Below are 14,718 nucleotides of genomic sequence, written 5' to 3'. Positions count from 1 at the left end.
AACGGCAGGGACGATGGCGAAGAAACCGACCGGCAAGAACACATCCGGGCGCGGGCAGCGCGACCTCAAGGTCAAGGTCAAGACGGCGCGCGGGCGCAAGCTGAGCTCGACCCGCTGGCTGCAGCGGCAGTTGAACGACCCCTATGTCGCGCGGGCCCGCAAGGAAGGCTATCGCGGGCGCGCGGCCTTCAAGATCATGGAGCTGGACGACAAGTTCCGCTTTCTCGTGCCGGGCGCGCGCGTGGTCGATCTGGGTTGTGCGCCGGGCGGCTGGATCCAGGTCGCCGTGCCGCGCATAAATGCGCTGGGTGAAAAATCCGGCAAGGCGCAGGGGCGCATCATCGGCATCGACCTGCAGGAGGTCGAACCGATCGCCGGCGCCGAAATCCACCAGCTCGATTTCCTGGATGAGGATGCCGACGACAAGGTCAAGGAATGGCTGGGCGGCAAGGCCGACGTGGTGATGTCGGACATGGCCGCCGCGTCCTCGGGGCACAAGCAGACGGACCATCTGCGCATCATGGCGCTGTGCGAGGCGGCGGCCTATTTCGCCTTCGACGTGCTGGAAGAGGGTGGCACATTCGTGGCCAAGGTGCTGGCTGGCGGCGCCGAGGGCGACCTGCAAAAGCTGCTGAAACAGAAATTCGCCAAGGTCGCGAATGTCAAACCGCCCGCAAGCCGGGCCGACAGTTCGGAAAAATTCGTGGTGGCCACCGGGTTCCGGGGCTGAGTTCGGGGGCTGAGCCGCGTTCAGGCCGCCGACAGCGTCGCCGCCAGCACCTCGGGGGACCAGCCCGCCCCGATCGACGAAGCCTCGACCCCGCCGTCACGCCGCGCGATGCGCAACCGCGCCCGCGCGGCCAGGTCACCCTGCCGCAGCAATTCGAACAGCCGCGCGTGGCGGGGGGCGTCATCCATGCTCTCACCCATGGGACACTCCTTTTCTTGTTTCCGGGTCTGACGCTGCAGGCGAATTGCGGCGTTTTTGGCGCAAGTGCGGCACCATTGCGGGGAATTTCCGTGCCGACGCGGGTGATTGCGCCGCCCTGCATCTCGCGCCACTGTGCGCGCAAACGAGAATCGAAAGGCCTGTTTCATGTTCGCCCCTGACCTGCTTGGCGCCATCCGCGCGCGTTTTGCCCATGTCGATGAATGCCCGCTGACGGGGCCACGGATCTTCTTTGAAAACGCGGGTGGGGCGCTGACGCTCAATTCCGTGGTCGACACGTCGGCCCGGTTCGCCGCGATCCCGGACAACCAGGGCCGGACCAACGCCATGAGCAAGCACTTGATGGAGGTCATCGCCAAGGCGCGCGCCGACATGGCGCTGTTGCTGAACGCGCCGGGCGGACAAGTGATCCTGGGCGAAAGCGGCACCGAAATGCTGTACCGGATGATCCGCAACGCCTGCAGTGGCGCAGGCCCCGGCCCGGTGATCGGATCGACGCTGGAACACCCCGCCTCGCGCAGTGCGGCGCAGCACTGGGCCGGCCTGTCGGGGCGCGATTACATCGCGGTGCCCCATGACGACGCGACCGGGACGGTGACGGCCGATGACTACCGCCCGCATCTGCGCCCCGATCTGGCCGTGGCCACGATCATCCATACCAGCCCGGTGACCGGCATGGGCGTGGATGTCGCGGGGATCGCGGCCGAAATTCGCAAGGTCGCGCCCGGATGCCTGATCATCGTCGACGGCATCCAGCATGCGGCCCACGGGCATATCGACTTGACGGAGGCCGGGGTCGATGGCTATGCGATCTCACCCTACAAGATGTTTTCGCGGCATGGCTATGGCGTGGCCTGGGTTTCGGACCGGCTGACCGCCCTGCCCCACGAGGCGCTGATCGGCGGCCCGAAGGAGAACTGGGAACTGGGCACGCGCGATACCGGTGCCTATGCCACGCTGTCGGACGTGGTGGCCTATCTCGACTGGCTGGGCGGCGAGGTGAGCGACGAAATCGCCCCGCGCGCCCGGATCGAGGCCGCGGCGGCCGCGATCCACGATCACGAACACGCGCTGACAGAGGCGATGCTGCACGGCACAGGCAACCACGCGGGGCTGACCACCCTGCCCGGCGTTCACGTCATCGGCGGCGTGGACAACCCGGCGCGCGAAGGGCTGGTGAGCTTTTGGCTGGACGGGATGACGTCGGCCGACATCGTGACCGGCCTCGAGGCGCGCGGCGTGCGGGTGCATATCCGCAAGGCGGATCACTATTCCGGCAACATCCTGGCACCGCTGGGCCAACCCGATTGCGTGCGCGTGTCGCTTGCGCATTACAATAGCGTGGACGAGGTCGCGCGGTTCCTCGACGCGATGCAGGAGATGGCCGGCGCGCCCGCCTAGGCGCGCCTGTTCCGTCCTATTCCGCCAGGTGGCAGGCGACCCTCGTCTGTCCGATCTGGCGCATTTCCGGGCGTTCGCGGCTGCACCGCTCCACCGCCAGCGGACAGCGCGGGTGAAAGGCGCAGCCGGTGGGTGGGTTGATCGCATCGGGGATTTCGCCCTTTGGCGGCTCGACCTCGCGGCCGAAGGCATCCATGCGCGGCGCGGCGTCGAACAGCATCCGCGTATAGGGATGCTTGGGATCGTCGAACAGCGTGTCGCGCGGCGCCTCTTCGACCAGGCGGCCGAGGTAGAGAACCCCGATCTTGTCGGCCATGTGATGAACGACCGTCAGGTCGTGGCTGATGAAGAGATAGGTCAGCCCCAGCTCTTCGCGCAGGTCGGACATCAGGTTCAGCACCTGCGCCTGCACCGACACGTCCAGCGCCGATGTCGGTTCGTCGCACACGATGATCTTGGGCCCCGAGGCCAGAGCCCGGGCGATACAGATGCGCTGTCGCTGACCGCCGGAAAACTCATGCGGGTACTTGTCGGCGTCCTTAGCCGAAAGGCCGACCTGTTCCAGCAGCCTTTCCGCAAGGCCCTTGGTGTCGCCACCCTTGGCGGCCACCGGTTCGGCGATGATGTCCCGCACCCGCCAGCGCGGATTGAGCGAGGCATAGGGATCCTGGAAAATCATCTGGATGTCGGCGCGCACCGCCTCGACCTTGGCCGCGTCGGTTTCGGTGGCAAGGTCCACGCCCTCGACCTCGACCGCGCCCTTGCTGGGCGGCACCAGCCCCACGACAATCTTGCCGATGGTGGATTTGCCCGACCCGGATTCCCCCACGAGTGCGTAGACGCTGTTTTCCTCGATCTCGAAGCTCACGTCCGACACGGCGGTCAGCAGCGCCTTGGGCAGGCGTTCGATCACGCGGTTGAGCCAGGGCTTGGACACGTCAAAGATGCGGGTCAGGTGATCGACCTTGATCAAAGCGCTCATGCGCCCACCTCCTGTTTTCTGTCCGCGCCCAGCGGGAACCAGCAGGCCGCCCGCCCATCGCAGGTATCGAGTGTCGGGCCCGGGTTCTGGCGGCAGCGATCCTGTGCGAATTCGCAGCGCGGATGGAACGCGCAGCCATCCGGCAGGTTGCCCAGACGCGGCATGGCGCCGGGGATCTGGCGCAGCCGTTCGTGGCCCTGGCTGGCCAGCGGGGTCGAGGCCATCAGCCCCGATGTATAGGGGTGGCGCGCCTCGGTCAGAACCTCGCGCACGGGGCCAAGCTCGGCCAGGCGCCCGGCATACATGACCGCCACGCGGTCGGCGGCCTCGGCGATCACGCCCATGTCATGGGTGACCAGCATCACCGCCACGCCGCGTTCGCGGCACAACCGCTTGAGCAGCGCCACGATCTGCGCCTGCACCGACACGTCGAGCGCGGTGGTCGGTTCGTCCGCGATGATCAGGTCGGGTTCGGCGCAGAGCGCCAAAGCGATCACTACGCGCTGCCGCATGCCGCCGGAAAACTCGTGCGGGTAGCTGTCGATACGCGACCGCGCGGCAGGAATGCCGACCTCTTCGAGCGCGGCAACGGCGCGTTCGCGGGCCTGTTGCTGGCTGACACCCAGATGTTCGAGGATCGTTTCGGTCAGCTGGTCGCCCACCGTCAGCAGCGGGTTGAGAGAGGTCAGCGGATCCTGAAAGATCATGCCCATCTTCTTGCCGCGCAGGCGGCGCAGTGCCTCGCCCTTGAGGGTGTGGATGGGCTGGCCCGACAGCAGGATTTCCCCCGATGTGATGCGTGCGGGACGGTCCAGCAGGCCCACGACGGCATTGCCCGTCATGGATTTGCCGGCGCCGGATTCGCCCACGACGCCCAGGATTTCGCCGGCGCGGATGTCATAGCTGACATTGTCCACCGGGCGCAGGACACCGTGTCGCGTGGGGATTTCCACGACGAGGTTGCGGACGGAAAGAACAGGTGTGTCTGTCATCTGAGCCTCGGGTTCAAGGCGTCGCGCAGCCAGTCGCCCAGCAGGTTGATCGACAGCGCCAGCGCCAGAAGGGTTGCGGCGGGGAAGAACAGGATCCACCACTCGCCGGAGAACATGAACTCCTGCCCGATGCGGATCAGCGTGCCCAGCGAGGGCTTGGTCGGCGGCGCGCCCACCCCGAGAAACGACAGCGTCGCCTCGGCGATGATCGCAAGTGCCAGGCTGATCGTCGCGATCACAAGCACCGGGTTCAGCACGTTGGGCAGGATGTGGCGCAGCATGATGGCGAAGGGCGAGCGCCCGATCAGCCGCGCGGCCTGGACGTATTCCTTGTTCTTTTCGACCAGCGTCGCGCCGCGCACGACGCGCGCGAACTGCACCCAGTCGCTCAGCCCGATCGCGAGGATCAGCACCCAGATCGCCATCTGGTCGCGGTATTCCGGCGGGGTGATGCCCTTGGCGATGCCGAAGATCAGCATCGCGACCAGGATCGCCGGAAAGGTGAGCTGCACGTCGGCCACACGCATGATGATGGTTTCGGTCCAGCCGCCCACGTATCCCGCAAGCAGCCCCAGGATCACGCCCAGGACCATCGCCAGAAGGACGGCGGAAAAGCCCACGAAAAGCGAGATGCGCATCCCGTAGAGGATGGTCGAAAACACGTCACGCCCCTGGTCGTCGGTGCCCAGCAGGAACAGATCGCCGGTGAACTGGTTGGCCTGGCCCGGCGGGGTAAAGCCGTTCATCAGGTTCAGCGTGGCGGGGTTGAACGGATCATGCGGCGCGATCAGCGGTGCCAGCAGCGCGCCGGCGATCAGGATCAGCACAACGACGGCCGACACAACGGCCACCGGCGCATGGCGGAACGACCAGGCCAGGTCGCTGTCCCATGCGCGGCGCAGGCGCGAGGGACGGATTTCGGATTGGATATCGGCCATGTCAGTGCCCCCCTGCCGTGCGGTCGACGCGCAGACGCGGGTCGATCGCGAAATAGAGCATGTCGACGATCAGGTTGATGCCCACGAACATCACCGAGATCATCATCAGATACGCGGCCATGACCGGGATATCGACGAACTGGATCGCATTGATGAACAGCAGCCCCACCCCCGGCCACTGGAACACCGTTTCAGTGATGATGGCGAAGGCGATGATGCTGCCCAGTTGAAGGCCGGTGATGGTGATGACCGGAACGAGCGTGTTCTTCAATGCGTGGCGGAAATTGATCGACTTCTCTCGGATGCCACGGGCACGGGCAAAGCGGATGTAATCCATCCGCAGCACTTCGAGCATTTCGGTGCGCACCAGGCGCATGATCAGCGTCATCTGGTAAAGCCCGAGCGTGATCGCCGGCAGGATCAGCGCCTTGAGCCCGCTTTCGGTCAGGAATCCGGTGGTCCAGCCGCCGATGCGCGTGACCTCGCCGCGCCCGAAACTGGGCAGCCAGCCAAGTTCGACGGAAAAGACATAGATCAGAAGGATGCCGATAAGGAAGGTCGGCAGCGACACCCCGATCAGCGAGACGGTCATGATCACGTTGGCCGACACACCCCGCCTTCGGATGGCGGTGAAAATGCCGAGCGCGATGCCGCCGAAAAGCGCCAGAAGCCCCGAAACGAAGGCGAGTTCAAGCGTGGCGGGCAGACGTTCGATCAGGATTTCTGCAACCGGGCGGCCCTGGCGGTAGCTGAGCCCGAAATTGCCCTGTGCAGCCTGTTCCAGAAAGCGCCAGTATTGCACGATGAATGGCTGGTCGAGCCCAAGCTGTTCGCGCAGGCGTTCGATGTCGGCCTGTGTACGCTCCTGCCCCAGCATGTTGTCGACGGGATCGCCGACAAAGCGGAACATCGCGAAGGCGACAAGCCCCACGACAAGTAGAACCAGCACCGACTGAAAGACGCGGCGGATGATGTATGCGAGCATCGAACGCTCCGTTCAAAGCGGAAAGCCGCGCCCGCTGGGTGCGGGCGCGGCCGATGCGGGCGGGGCCAAGGCCCGCCCGGGTTCAGCTTAGTTCAGGTTGAAGAACTTGAACTTGGGGTCGTCCTCGGGGCTGACCTCGATGCCGACGCTTTCCTTCATGCCCCAGTTCAGCACCTGGTGGTGGATGGGGATGTAAAGCTGTTCGGCCTGGACCACGTCCCAGATCGACTGGATCGTCGCGTTACGCTTGTCCAGATCGGTTTCGGACGCCAGCGACTGGATCATCTGGTCGACTTCGGGGTTCGAAAAGCCGGTGCCGTTCCAGCTGCCACGGTCGCTGCCGCGGGTGTGGACGAGGAAGTTGAAGATGTATTCCGAGTCATAAGTCGGAACACCCCAGCCCAGCATGTAGAAATCCGTCTGGTTGTTGGTGATCAGCGGGAAATGCTGCGCCTTGGGCTTGGCATCCAGGTTCACGGTGACGCCGATCTGCGCCAGCATGCCGACGGCGGCCTGGCAGATCGCTTCGTCGTTGATGTAGCGATCGTTCGGGCAGTCCAGCTGGATCGAGAACCCGTCGCCGTATCCGGCATCCGACATCAGCGCCTTGGCGGCGTCGATATCGGTCTTGGACGCGCTATCCATCGCCTCGGTCCAGCCGTTCACGAAGGGCGGTGCGATCATGCCGGCAGGCTGGCTCTGGCCTCGCATCACGACCTGCTTGATCGCATCGCGGTTGATCGCCATCGACATGGCCTGGCGCACGCGCACGTCAGCCAGCGGGTTCTTGCCTTCGACATTGTCGTTGGCGATGTCGTCGGCGCCCTGGTTCATCCCGAAAAAGATGACGCGGTTTTGAGGCGCGGTCTTGACCACGAGGCCGGCGGTATCCGCCACGCGGCCCAGATCCTGCACGGGGACGTCCTGGATGAAATCAACCTCACCCGACAGCAGCGCGGCAACGCGGGTCGCGGCGTTCTGGATCGGGGTGTAGACGATTTCGGTCACGTCCAGCGGGAACTGGTCCTTGCCCCAGTAGTTCTCGTTCAGCGACAGAACCGTCTTCACGTCGGGTTCGCGGCTGACCAGCTGGTAGGGGCCGGTACCGTTGGTGTTGGTGGTGGCAAAGGTCTTTTCCCCGCCCTCCACGTCCTGCACGTCGACCGCGCCGTTCGCCTCGGCCCAGCCCTTGTCCATCATGAACAGGTTGGTCAGGTTCGACGGCAGAATCGGGTTCGGGCCGTCGGTGACGAATTCGACCGTATGATCGTCGACAGCGCGTACCTCGGTGATCGAGTTCAGAAGTTCCTTCATGTCCGAGTTTTCGGACTTTGCACGGTTGATCGAGAACACCACGTCTTCGGCGGTGAAATCAGCACCGTCATGGAAGGTAACGCCCTGGCGCAGGTTGAACACCCATACGTTGGGATCGCCCTCTTTCGGGGCCCAGTCGGTTGCAAGTGCGGCCTGGAAGGCACCGGTCATGTCACGGATGATCAGCGGTTCGTACATCTGATGGGCCAGCGTATGCGTCGGCCCTTCGTTCTGTGCATGTGGATCGAGGGTGAGCGAGTCGCCCGCCCGCGCCCAACGCAGCGTTTCGGCAGATGCACCGATTGCGGTGCCAGCCAGCAAAGCGGCTGCCAGAAATGCAGTCTTTTTCATGATTAACTCCCTGTTTTTTTCCGGGCGTTTGCCCGGCGCGATGATGACTAGTTTAGTCAAGTTTGTCGCACCTTCAACAGATTCAGGTGCGAAATCCGGTGCGCGGCGACCGGACGTGGCGTAAACGGTCGTGGCAACGCCTGTATGGCGTGCAGATGGATTTTCGCCGTTGATCGGCATAGGCTTCTGACCGACAACAGCGGAATGATCAGCACGCGCGGGGGATCCGATGGCAGATGGCAGCGGCATTGAAACGAAAGTGACCTCGAGCCACTGGGGGGCGTTCGAGGTCGATGTCGAGAACGGGCGGATCGTGGCGACGCGCCCCTTTGCGCACGACCCCAACCCGCCGCGTATCCCCGACATCATCCCACAGGCGGTCTATCATCATACGCGGGTGGCCCGCCCTTCGGTCAGGCGCGGGTGGCTGACGTCGCGCGACCGCACGGGGCGCGGCTCGGACGCGTTCGTCGAACTGCCCTGGGACGAGGCGCTGGACATCGCCGCGAAGGAACTCGACCGGGTGCGCAAGGCCTATGGCAACGAGGCGATTTTCGGCGGCTCCTATGGCTGGAGTTCGGCCGGGCGGTTCCACCATGCCCAAAGCCAGGTGCACCGGTTTCTCAACAGCATAGGCGGCTATGTCGCATCCTTCGGCAGCTATTCGACTGGTTGCGCGCAAGCGATCATGCCGCATGTGTTCGGCGTCGATTTCCTGAAGCTGCTCTACGAGCATCAGGACGGCTGGCACACGATCAACGAGCATACCGACACGCTGGTCATGTTCGGCGGGATCAACCCCAAGAACGCACAGGTCAGCATGGGCGGCATCACCGAGCATGAAACCGCCACATGGTTCGACCGGTTCGCCGCCAAGGGCATGCGTTGCGTCAACATCGCGCCGCAGAGGGTGGATGCGCCCGAAGGCTGCGAATGGCTACCGGTACGCCCCGGGTCGGACACGGCACTGATGCTGGCGCTGGCCCATGTGCTGGAAAGCGAGGGGCTGACCGATCACGACTTTATCGACCGCTGCACAACCGGGTTCGAACGGTTCCGCCCCTACCTGATGGGCGAAACCGACGGCCAACCCAAGAGCCCGGACTGGGCCGCGCCGATCTGCGGTGTGCCGGCCGGCACGATACGCGAGCTGGCCCGGCGCATGGCCGCGACCCGCACACTGATCACGGTGGCCTGGTCGCTGCAGCGCGCCGAGCATGGCGAACAGCCCTATTGGATGTCTGCAGTGCTGGCCGCGATGCTGGGACAGATCGGATTGCCGGGCGGCGGCGTCGGCTATGGCTATGGCGCAATCGGCGGTGTCGGGAAATCGCTGATCGGGTTGCGCGGGATGACATTTTCCCAGTTCGAAAACCCGGTGAAAAAGGTGATCCCGGTCGCGCGGATCGGCGATATGCTGCGCCATCCCGGCCAGCCCTACGATTTCAACGGCCGGCGCGAGACCTATCCCGATATCCGCCTGATCTATTGGGCGGGGGGCAACCCTTATCACCACCACCAGGATCTGAACGCCCTGCACGAAGCCTGGCAGCAGCCCGAATGCGTGATCGTGAACGAGCCGTGGTGGACTGCCACCGCCAAACGCGCGGATATCGTCTTTCCGGCGACCACCCCATACGAGCGCGAGGATATCGGGCGTTCGAACATGGACGATTACCTGTTCCACATGCCGCAGCTTATCCCACCCGTGGGCGAAGCGCGCGACGATTACGCGATCTTCGCGGCGCTGGCCGAGCGGATGGATGCCGGTGAGACCTTTACCGGCGGGCTGACAGCGCAAGAGTGGATTCCGCGCCTGTACGAGGACTACCGCAGACTGGCCGCCGAAGCCGGCGTCGAGGTGCCGGATTTCGAAGGGTTGAAGCACCAGAACTGGGTGCGCCTGCCGATCCGCGACAATACCCCAAACCGCACATTGTTTGCGCCCTTCCGCGAAAACCCCGACGACGCGGCCCTGGGTACGCCTTCGGGCCGGATCGAGATATTCTCGGACAGGATCGACGGGTTCGGATACGACGATTGCCCGGGGCATCCGGTGTGGCTGCCGCCGACGGAATGGCTGGGCACGGCCACGCCCCAAGCGCCGCTTCACCTGGTGTCGCCGCAACCCGGGGACAAGCTGCACAGCCAGTTGGAAAGTGCGCTGGCCGATCAGCCGGGCGCAAGGCCCGAGCGGGTCGTGATCCACCCCGACGATGCGGTCGCGCGCGGCATTGCGGATGGCGATCTGGTGCGCGTGTTCAACGCGCGCGGCGCGGCCCGTGCCCGTGCATTGGTGTCGGACGGAATCACGCCGGGTGTCGTCGCCCTGCCCACGGGCGCATGGTATGGCGATCCGGGCAGCAATATCGACCCGCATGGCAACCCGAACGTTCTGACCCGCGACAAGGGCACCTCGCGGCTGGGGCAAGGCTGCAGCGCGCATACCGCGCTGGTCGAGGTGTCGCGGGCCGACGCCGCAGGGTAACGACTCGCAGGTGCTGACAAACCGGTTTTATGCCCCTAACCATTGTTCCATCAGTGGGAGGAGCCGATGACCGAAGACACCAGCCGCGCACCCAATTCGCGCATCCCGAACATGCGCAGCATGACGCCCGAAGAGCGCCTGCAAGCCGTGTCTGCCGAGGCGGCTCTGTCCAATGACGACGCCCGCGTTCTTTCCGGGCGCGACGTTCTGCCCCCGGCGCTGGCCGACGGGATGATCGAAAACGTCATCGGCAAGTTCGAACTTCCCATGGGGGTCGCCACGAATTTCACCGTGAACGGGCGTGACTACCTTGTGCCGATGGCGGTCGAGGAACCGTCCGTCGTGGCGGCTGCGTCCTACATGGCGCGGATCGCCCGTGACAACGGCGGCTTTCAGGCAAGCAGCGACCGGCCCGTGATGCGTGCGCAGATCCAGGTGCTGGGCGTTGGCGACACGGCCGGTGCGCGCCACCGAATCCTGCAGAACGCCGAGGCGCTGATCGCGCTGGCCAATTCCCGTGACAAGGTGCTGATCGGGCTGGGCGGCGGCTGCAAGGATATCGAGGTTCATGTCTTCGACGACACACCCGCCGGACCGATGGTGGTGCTGCACCTGATCGTCGACGTGCGCGATGCGATGGGCGCCAACACGGTCAACACCATGGCCGAGATGCTGGCCCCAGAGGTCGAAAAGATAACCGGCGGCAAGGTGCGGCTGCGCATCCTGTCGAACCTTGCCGATCTGCGTCTGGCGCGCGCGCGGGTGGAACTGCGCCCGGATACCCTTTCGACCGACACGCTGGAAGGCGCCGAGGTCGCGCGCGGCATGGTCGAGGCCTCCGCGCTGGCTATCGTCGACCCCTACCGCGCCGCCACGCATAACAAGGGGATCATGAACGGGATCGACCCCGTTGTGATCGCCACCGGCAACGACTGGCGCGCGATCGAGGCCGGCGCCCATGCCTTCGCCGCGCGCTCGGGGCGCTACACCTCGCTCACGCGGTGGGAACTGGCGGGCGATGGCCGGCTGGTGGGCACGATCGAATTGCCGATGGCGCTGGGGCTTGTCGGCGGGGCCACGAAAACGCATCCGGCCGCGCAGGCCGCATTGCGCCTGATGAAGGTGCAATCGGCCAGCGAACTGGCGCAAGTGACCGCCGCTGTGGGGCTGGCGCAGAACATGGCGGCCATCCGCGCGCTGGCGACCGAGGGCATCCAGCGCGGGCATATGGCGCTGCATGCCCGCAACATCGCGATCACGGCGGGGGCAAGCGGCGCGGATATCGACCGGGTGGCCCGCGCGATCGTCGCGGCGGGCGATATCAGCGTCGATGCGGCGCGGGCGCTTCTGGCGGATACGCCGGGCGGGGCTGGCAACGATGTCTGATCCCTGCGCCCGATGAGCGACGGACCTTCCCGCCCCTGGCTGGTGCTGACCGGCCTCGCCCTCGGGCTGACCGTGACCAACGGGTTCGCGCGGTTTGCCTATGGGTTGATGCTGCCGGCGATGAAATCGGAAATGGGCTGGAACTATGCGCAGGCGGGTTGGCTGAACACGGCCAACGCGTTGGGATATATCGTGGGTGCGGTGCTGACGATGATCCTTATCCGCAGGATCTCGCCCGTGATGCTGTTCAATTTCGGTTTCGTGACGACCACGCTGGCGCTGCTGGCGACGGGTCTGAACGCCGAGCTGTGGTGGCAGACGCTGTGGCGCATCCTGGCGGGAATATTCGGGGCGATGTCGTTTTCGACTGCGGGGACGCTGACGGCCGGCCTGTTCCGGGGCGATCCCCGGCGCAACGCGCTGGCCATCGCCATCCTTTACGGCTCAGGCGGCGGGTTGGGGATCGTGCTTGCCGGCGCCGCGCTGCCGCTGATGCTGGATGCCTGGGGGCCCGGCGCCTGGCCGATGGGATGGGTCGGGATCGGCACGGCCAGCCTGTGTTTCCTGCCGCTGGGGATTTGGGCGGCGCTGCAACTGCGCGTCCCGAAATCGGCAGCGGTCACCCCTGCCCCGGTGCCATGGCTGCGCATGCTGCCAGAGCTTGCGGGCTATGCCGGGTTCGGCCTGGGATACATCGTCTACCTCACGTTCCTGTCCGCATGGATGACCGAGCAGCAGGCCAGTGCCGGGTTCATCGCGTTGACATGGGTCATCCTGGGGGGCTGCATATCGCTGTCTCCGCTGGTCTGGCGCCCGGTATTGGCGCGCCATGCCTCGGGCCTTCCGCTGGCGATGATCCTGGGATGCATCGCCTTGGGGTCTGCCCTGCCCGTCCTAGTGCCCAGCAATGGGGTGCTTGTGATCTCGGCCATCGTGTTCGGGCTTTCGGTTTTCATGGCACCCGGAGCCGTCACCAGCTTTTCGCGGCAAAACCTACCACCGGAGTCCTGGGGGCGTGCGATCAGCGTCTTCACCGTCGTCTTCGCGCTGGCACAGACGCTTGGCCCCTATGGCGCGGGGTTCATCGGCGATCTGTTCGGCAATATCGGCGTCAGCCTGCTTGCGGCGGCAATGCTGTTGCTGGCGGGCGCGCTGGCCGCTTTGCTGCAGCGTCCGCTGTCCGGCGATTGATCGCAGGCACCCGCAGCCCAGCGATCAAAGCGCGACAGCCGGCACCGGATCCTGCATCCCCTTCAGGCGCAGGGGCCGCGCCTCACCCGCAAGGCCGCCCGCCGCATCCGCCGAGGCCAGTGCCTGACCCGCCTGCGCAACCGAGGCAAGCCGGGCCGTGACGTTGACCGTATGGCCAAAAATGGAAACATCGCGAAACGTGCCCGCGCCGGCGGCAACGGTGCAGATATAGACCGGGCCGGTATGCACGCCGGTGCCGGCGGGGATATGCGTGCCGGCATCGAAAGCGCGCGACAGCGCCCGCGCGGCATTCGTCGCCTTGGCCGCGTGATCCGGCCCGACGAACCCGGGCGGCCAGACGGCCACGACGCAGTCGCCATAGAACGCCATGATGAACCCGTCATGCCGCGTGATGATGTCGGTTGCGGTCTTGAGAAACCTGTTGATCCGGCGCGCCACGTCCGAGCTGGGGGATTCGTAGGCCGCCCTGACGGAATTGCGGAGATCGACGTAAAGCACCGACATTTCGACCTCGGCACCGCCGGGGTTGCCTTCTATGAAGGCATCGCAGGCCGAGCAGTAATACGGGTTGCGCTTGCAGGGCGCTTTGCCGCGCCGCCCCATGATCCACCCGCCGACACTGCCGAAGGGCACCCGGCAAAGCCGGCACCGCGGTGCCGCCGGCAGCCAGCGATACATCTTGTGCATACTGGTCAGTGCCGGATGGCCGCCGGGGCCAAAGATCTGCGCCCAAAGCTCGGTATTGCCGTCTTCGGGTTCAAAGGCGGTTTGGGTCATGGCGCGGACCCCCAATATTTCTTGGGCATTTCGTAGATCCCCCAGATGTCATGTGCATCCGGCGGCAGGTTCGGGATACGGCCGGGTGAATTGATCACCGCAGTGCAATACATGAAGACAGGCCCCATCATGATCGGCCGCGCCGGCGTGACCCCGCGATAGAGCGCGCCGTAAACCTCGCCCTCGGTTACCCAAGGGTCGGGCGGGATCGTGATGGCGCCGGTTTCCGCATCGCGGATGCGGATCGACGGGATCGTGACCACCGCCCCGGCCTTGAGGATCGTGTCCTGCAACCAGTCGGCGGGCGCGCGCGGAGGCGCGCCTTCTTCCGACGGAAGAGCGGCAAGCGACGCCAGGAAATCCACGCCGGGGCCGAAGGCACGGTCTTCGAAGGGCGAGCTGTCCATGACGGCAATCTGCTTGTTGGTGATATGTGCCTCGCCGCCTTCGCCCCAGACAAAGAAGGTCGCGAAATCCGGCAGGCTTTCGTGATGCACGAAGGGCCGGAACAGAACCACGCGCTCGACCGTAACGGTGACATCGGCGATGGCCGGACGCGCCCGGTCGAGCGACCAGGGAAAGAAATCCTTTTTCGGCTTTTCGGGCGGGCGGCGCAGTCCGACGAAGATATTGCCACGCAACGTGGTGCGATCACCGCTGCCGATTTCAGGGATCGAGAACCAGCAGCTTTCCTTGTCGTCCCCATTGCAAAAGAACAGCGCCTCGCGCGGGTATGTCTTGCGCAGGTGGCGCAGTTCATCGTCCTTGCCGTTCAGCGTGATCTTGAAGATCAGCTGGTACTTGTGCAGCTCGCAATGAAATTGCGTCTGGTGCACGGCGAAAAAGGTCTTGTCGCCCACCAGCAGAAAGGCGTGCTGATGCGGGATGTTGCGCACATCGGGATCGGGCATATGCGCCTCGAACGCGTTCAGGGTAACCATGG

The 14,718-nt window shown here is 65.1% G+C and carries 13 protein-coding genes; 5 read left to right on the top strand and 8 right to left on the bottom strand.

What is annotated here, in order from left to right:
• The first annotated feature begins 13 nt into the window (after window positions 1-13).
• A complete protein-coding gene (locus BLT50_RS00485) occupies window positions 14-730 on the top strand; it encodes an RlmE family RNA methyltransferase (protein ID WP_090025378.1) in 717 nt (238 codons plus the stop codon).
• A 20-nt stretch (window positions 731-750) separates the two neighbouring features.
• Here BLT50_RS00485 and BLT50_RS18925 read toward each other — a convergent pair whose 3' ends face one another.
• Entirely contained in the window at window positions 751-930 is a 180-nt protein-coding gene (locus tag BLT50_RS18925; protein ID WP_139170448.1) for a hypothetical protein, read from the bottom strand.
• Window positions 931-1,096: 166 nt separating this feature from the next.
• On the opposite strand from BLT50_RS18925, the gene BLT50_RS00480 reads away from it, so the two are divergent.
• Entirely contained in the window at window positions 1,097-2,350 is a 1,254-nt protein-coding gene (locus BLT50_RS00480; RefSeq protein WP_090025375.1) for an aminotransferase class V-fold PLP-dependent enzyme, read from the top strand.
• 16 nt (window positions 2,351-2,366) lie between these two features.
• Here the strand turns inward: BLT50_RS00480 and BLT50_RS00475 are convergent, their stop codons facing one another.
• The 5 genes from BLT50_RS00475 to BLT50_RS00455 all read right to left on the bottom strand — a co-directional run bounded on the left by BLT50_RS00475 (window position 2,367) and on the right by BLT50_RS00455 (window position 7,912).
• Complete coding sequence (locus BLT50_RS00475) at window positions 2,367-3,332, bottom strand: ABC transporter ATP-binding protein (RefSeq protein WP_090025372.1); 966 nt, start codon at window positions 3,330-3,332, stop codon at window positions 2,367-2,369.
• Window positions 3,329-4,324 (bottom strand): ABC transporter ATP-binding protein, encoded by a 996-nt coding sequence (locus BLT50_RS00470; RefSeq protein WP_090025370.1) that lies wholly within the window; start codon window positions 4,322-4,324, stop codon window positions 3,329-3,331. The genes BLT50_RS00475 and BLT50_RS00470 overlap by 4 nt, the downstream gene beginning before the upstream one ends.
• Window positions 4,321-5,262, bottom strand: a complete 942-nt coding sequence (locus tag BLT50_RS00465; protein ID WP_090025368.1) for an ABC transporter permease — start codon at window positions 5,260-5,262, stop codon at window positions 4,321-4,323. The genes BLT50_RS00470 and BLT50_RS00465 overlap by 4 nt, the downstream gene beginning before the upstream one ends.
• A gap of 1 nt (window position 5,263) precedes the next feature.
• The gene (locus BLT50_RS00460) at window positions 5,264-6,247 is read right to left on the bottom strand and encodes an ABC transporter permease (RefSeq protein ID WP_090025365.1); all 984 of its coding nucleotides are present in this window, start codon (window positions 6,245-6,247) and stop codon (window positions 5,264-5,266) included.
• Window positions 6,248-6,334: 87 nt separating this feature from the next.
• On the bottom strand, window positions 6,335-7,912 hold the full coding sequence (locus BLT50_RS00455; protein WP_090025363.1) for an ABC transporter substrate-binding protein: 1,578 nt from the start codon (window positions 7,910-7,912) through the stop codon (window positions 6,335-6,337).
• 229 nt (window positions 7,913-8,141) lie between these two features.
• Here BLT50_RS00455 and BLT50_RS00450 point away from each other — a divergent pair, with 229 nt between their 5' ends.
• From BLT50_RS00450 to BLT50_RS00440, 3 genes are all read left to right on the top strand, one after another.
• The gene (locus tag BLT50_RS00450) at window positions 8,142-10,400 is read left to right on the top strand and encodes a molybdopterin-dependent oxidoreductase (protein WP_090025360.1); all 2,259 of its coding nucleotides are present in this window, start codon (window positions 8,142-8,144) and stop codon (window positions 10,398-10,400) included.
• Between the two features lie 66 nt (window positions 10,401-10,466).
• Window positions 10,467-11,786, top strand: a complete 1,320-nt coding sequence (locus BLT50_RS00445; RefSeq protein WP_090025356.1) for a hydroxymethylglutaryl-CoA reductase, degradative — start codon at window positions 10,467-10,469, stop codon at window positions 11,784-11,786.
• A 12-nt stretch (window positions 11,787-11,798) separates the two neighbouring features.
• The gene (locus BLT50_RS00440) at window positions 11,799-12,977 is read left to right on the top strand and encodes a YbfB/YjiJ family MFS transporter (protein ID WP_090025353.1); all 1,179 of its coding nucleotides are present in this window, start codon (window positions 11,799-11,801) and stop codon (window positions 12,975-12,977) included.
• 24 nt (window positions 12,978-13,001) lie between these two features.
• On the opposite strand, the gene BLT50_RS00435 is transcribed toward BLT50_RS00440, so the two are convergent.
• Window positions 13,002-13,775, bottom strand: coding sequence for an adenylate/guanylate cyclase domain-containing protein (locus BLT50_RS00435; RefSeq protein ID WP_090025350.1), 774 nt, complete (start codon window positions 13,773-13,775; stop codon window positions 13,002-13,004).
• Window positions 13,772-14,716 carry a hypothetical protein gene (locus BLT50_RS00430; RefSeq protein ID WP_090025348.1) on the bottom strand — a complete coding sequence of 315 codons (945 nt, stop codon included), beginning with the start codon at window positions 14,714-14,716 and terminating at the stop codon, window positions 13,772-13,774. The genes BLT50_RS00435 and BLT50_RS00430 overlap by 4 nt, the downstream gene beginning before the upstream one ends.
• Between the last annotated feature and the right edge of the window lie 2 nt (window positions 14,717-14,718).

Origin of the sequence: Lutimaribacter saemankumensis (assembly GCF_900100005.1) — a bacterium.
Classification (GTDB): domain Bacteria; phylum Pseudomonadota; class Alphaproteobacteria; order Rhodobacterales; family Rhodobacteraceae; genus Lutimaribacter; species Lutimaribacter saemankumensis.
This window is presented reverse-complemented; position numbering and strand designations above follow the sequence as displayed.

Excerpts from the sequence above, each read along its gene's own strand:
- BLT50_RS00430 (WP_090025348.1), bottom strand. The coding sequence starts at position 14,716 with ATGGTTACCCTGAACGCGTTCGAGGCGCATATGCCCGATCCCGATGTG.
- BLT50_RS00450 (WP_090025360.1), top strand. The coding sequence starts at position 8,142 with ATGGCAGATGGCAGCGGCATTGAAACGAAAGTGACCTCGAGCCACTGG.
- BLT50_RS00465 (WP_090025368.1), bottom strand. The coding sequence starts at position 5,262 with ATGGCCGATATCCAATCCGAAATCCGTCCCTCGCGCCTGCGCCGCGCA.
- BLT50_RS00460 (WP_090025365.1), bottom strand. The coding sequence starts at position 6,247 with ATGCTCGCATACATCATCCGCCGCGTCTTTCAGTCGGTGCTGGTTCTA.
- BLT50_RS18925 (WP_139170448.1), bottom strand. The coding sequence starts at position 930 with ATGGGTGAGAGCATGGATGACGCCCCCCGCCACGCGCGGCTGTTCGAA.
- BLT50_RS00440 (WP_090025353.1), top strand. The coding sequence starts at position 11,799 with ATGAGCGACGGACCTTCCCGCCCCTGGCTGGTGCTGACCGGCCTCGCC.
- BLT50_RS00480 (WP_090025375.1), top strand. The coding sequence starts at position 1,097 with ATGTTCGCCCCTGACCTGCTTGGCGCCATCCGCGCGCGTTTTGCCCAT.
- BLT50_RS00455 (WP_090025363.1), bottom strand. The coding sequence starts at position 7,912 with ATGAAAAAGACTGCATTTCTGGCAGCCGCTTTGCTGGCTGGCACCGCA.
- BLT50_RS00485 (WP_090025378.1), top strand. The coding sequence starts at position 14 with ATGGCGAAGAAACCGACCGGCAAGAACACATCCGGGCGCGGGCAGCGC.
- BLT50_RS00470 (WP_090025370.1), bottom strand. The coding sequence starts at position 4,324 with ATGACAGACACACCTGTTCTTTCCGTCCGCAACCTCGTCGTGGAAATC.
- BLT50_RS00475 (WP_090025372.1), bottom strand. The coding sequence starts at position 3,332 with ATGAGCGCTTTGATCAAGGTCGATCACCTGACCCGCATCTTTGACGTG.
- BLT50_RS00435 (WP_090025350.1), bottom strand. The coding sequence starts at position 13,775 with ATGACCCAAACCGCCTTTGAACCCGAAGACGGCAATACCGAGCTTTGG.
- BLT50_RS00445 (WP_090025356.1), top strand. The coding sequence starts at position 10,467 with ATGACCGAAGACACCAGCCGCGCACCCAATTCGCGCATCCCGAACATG.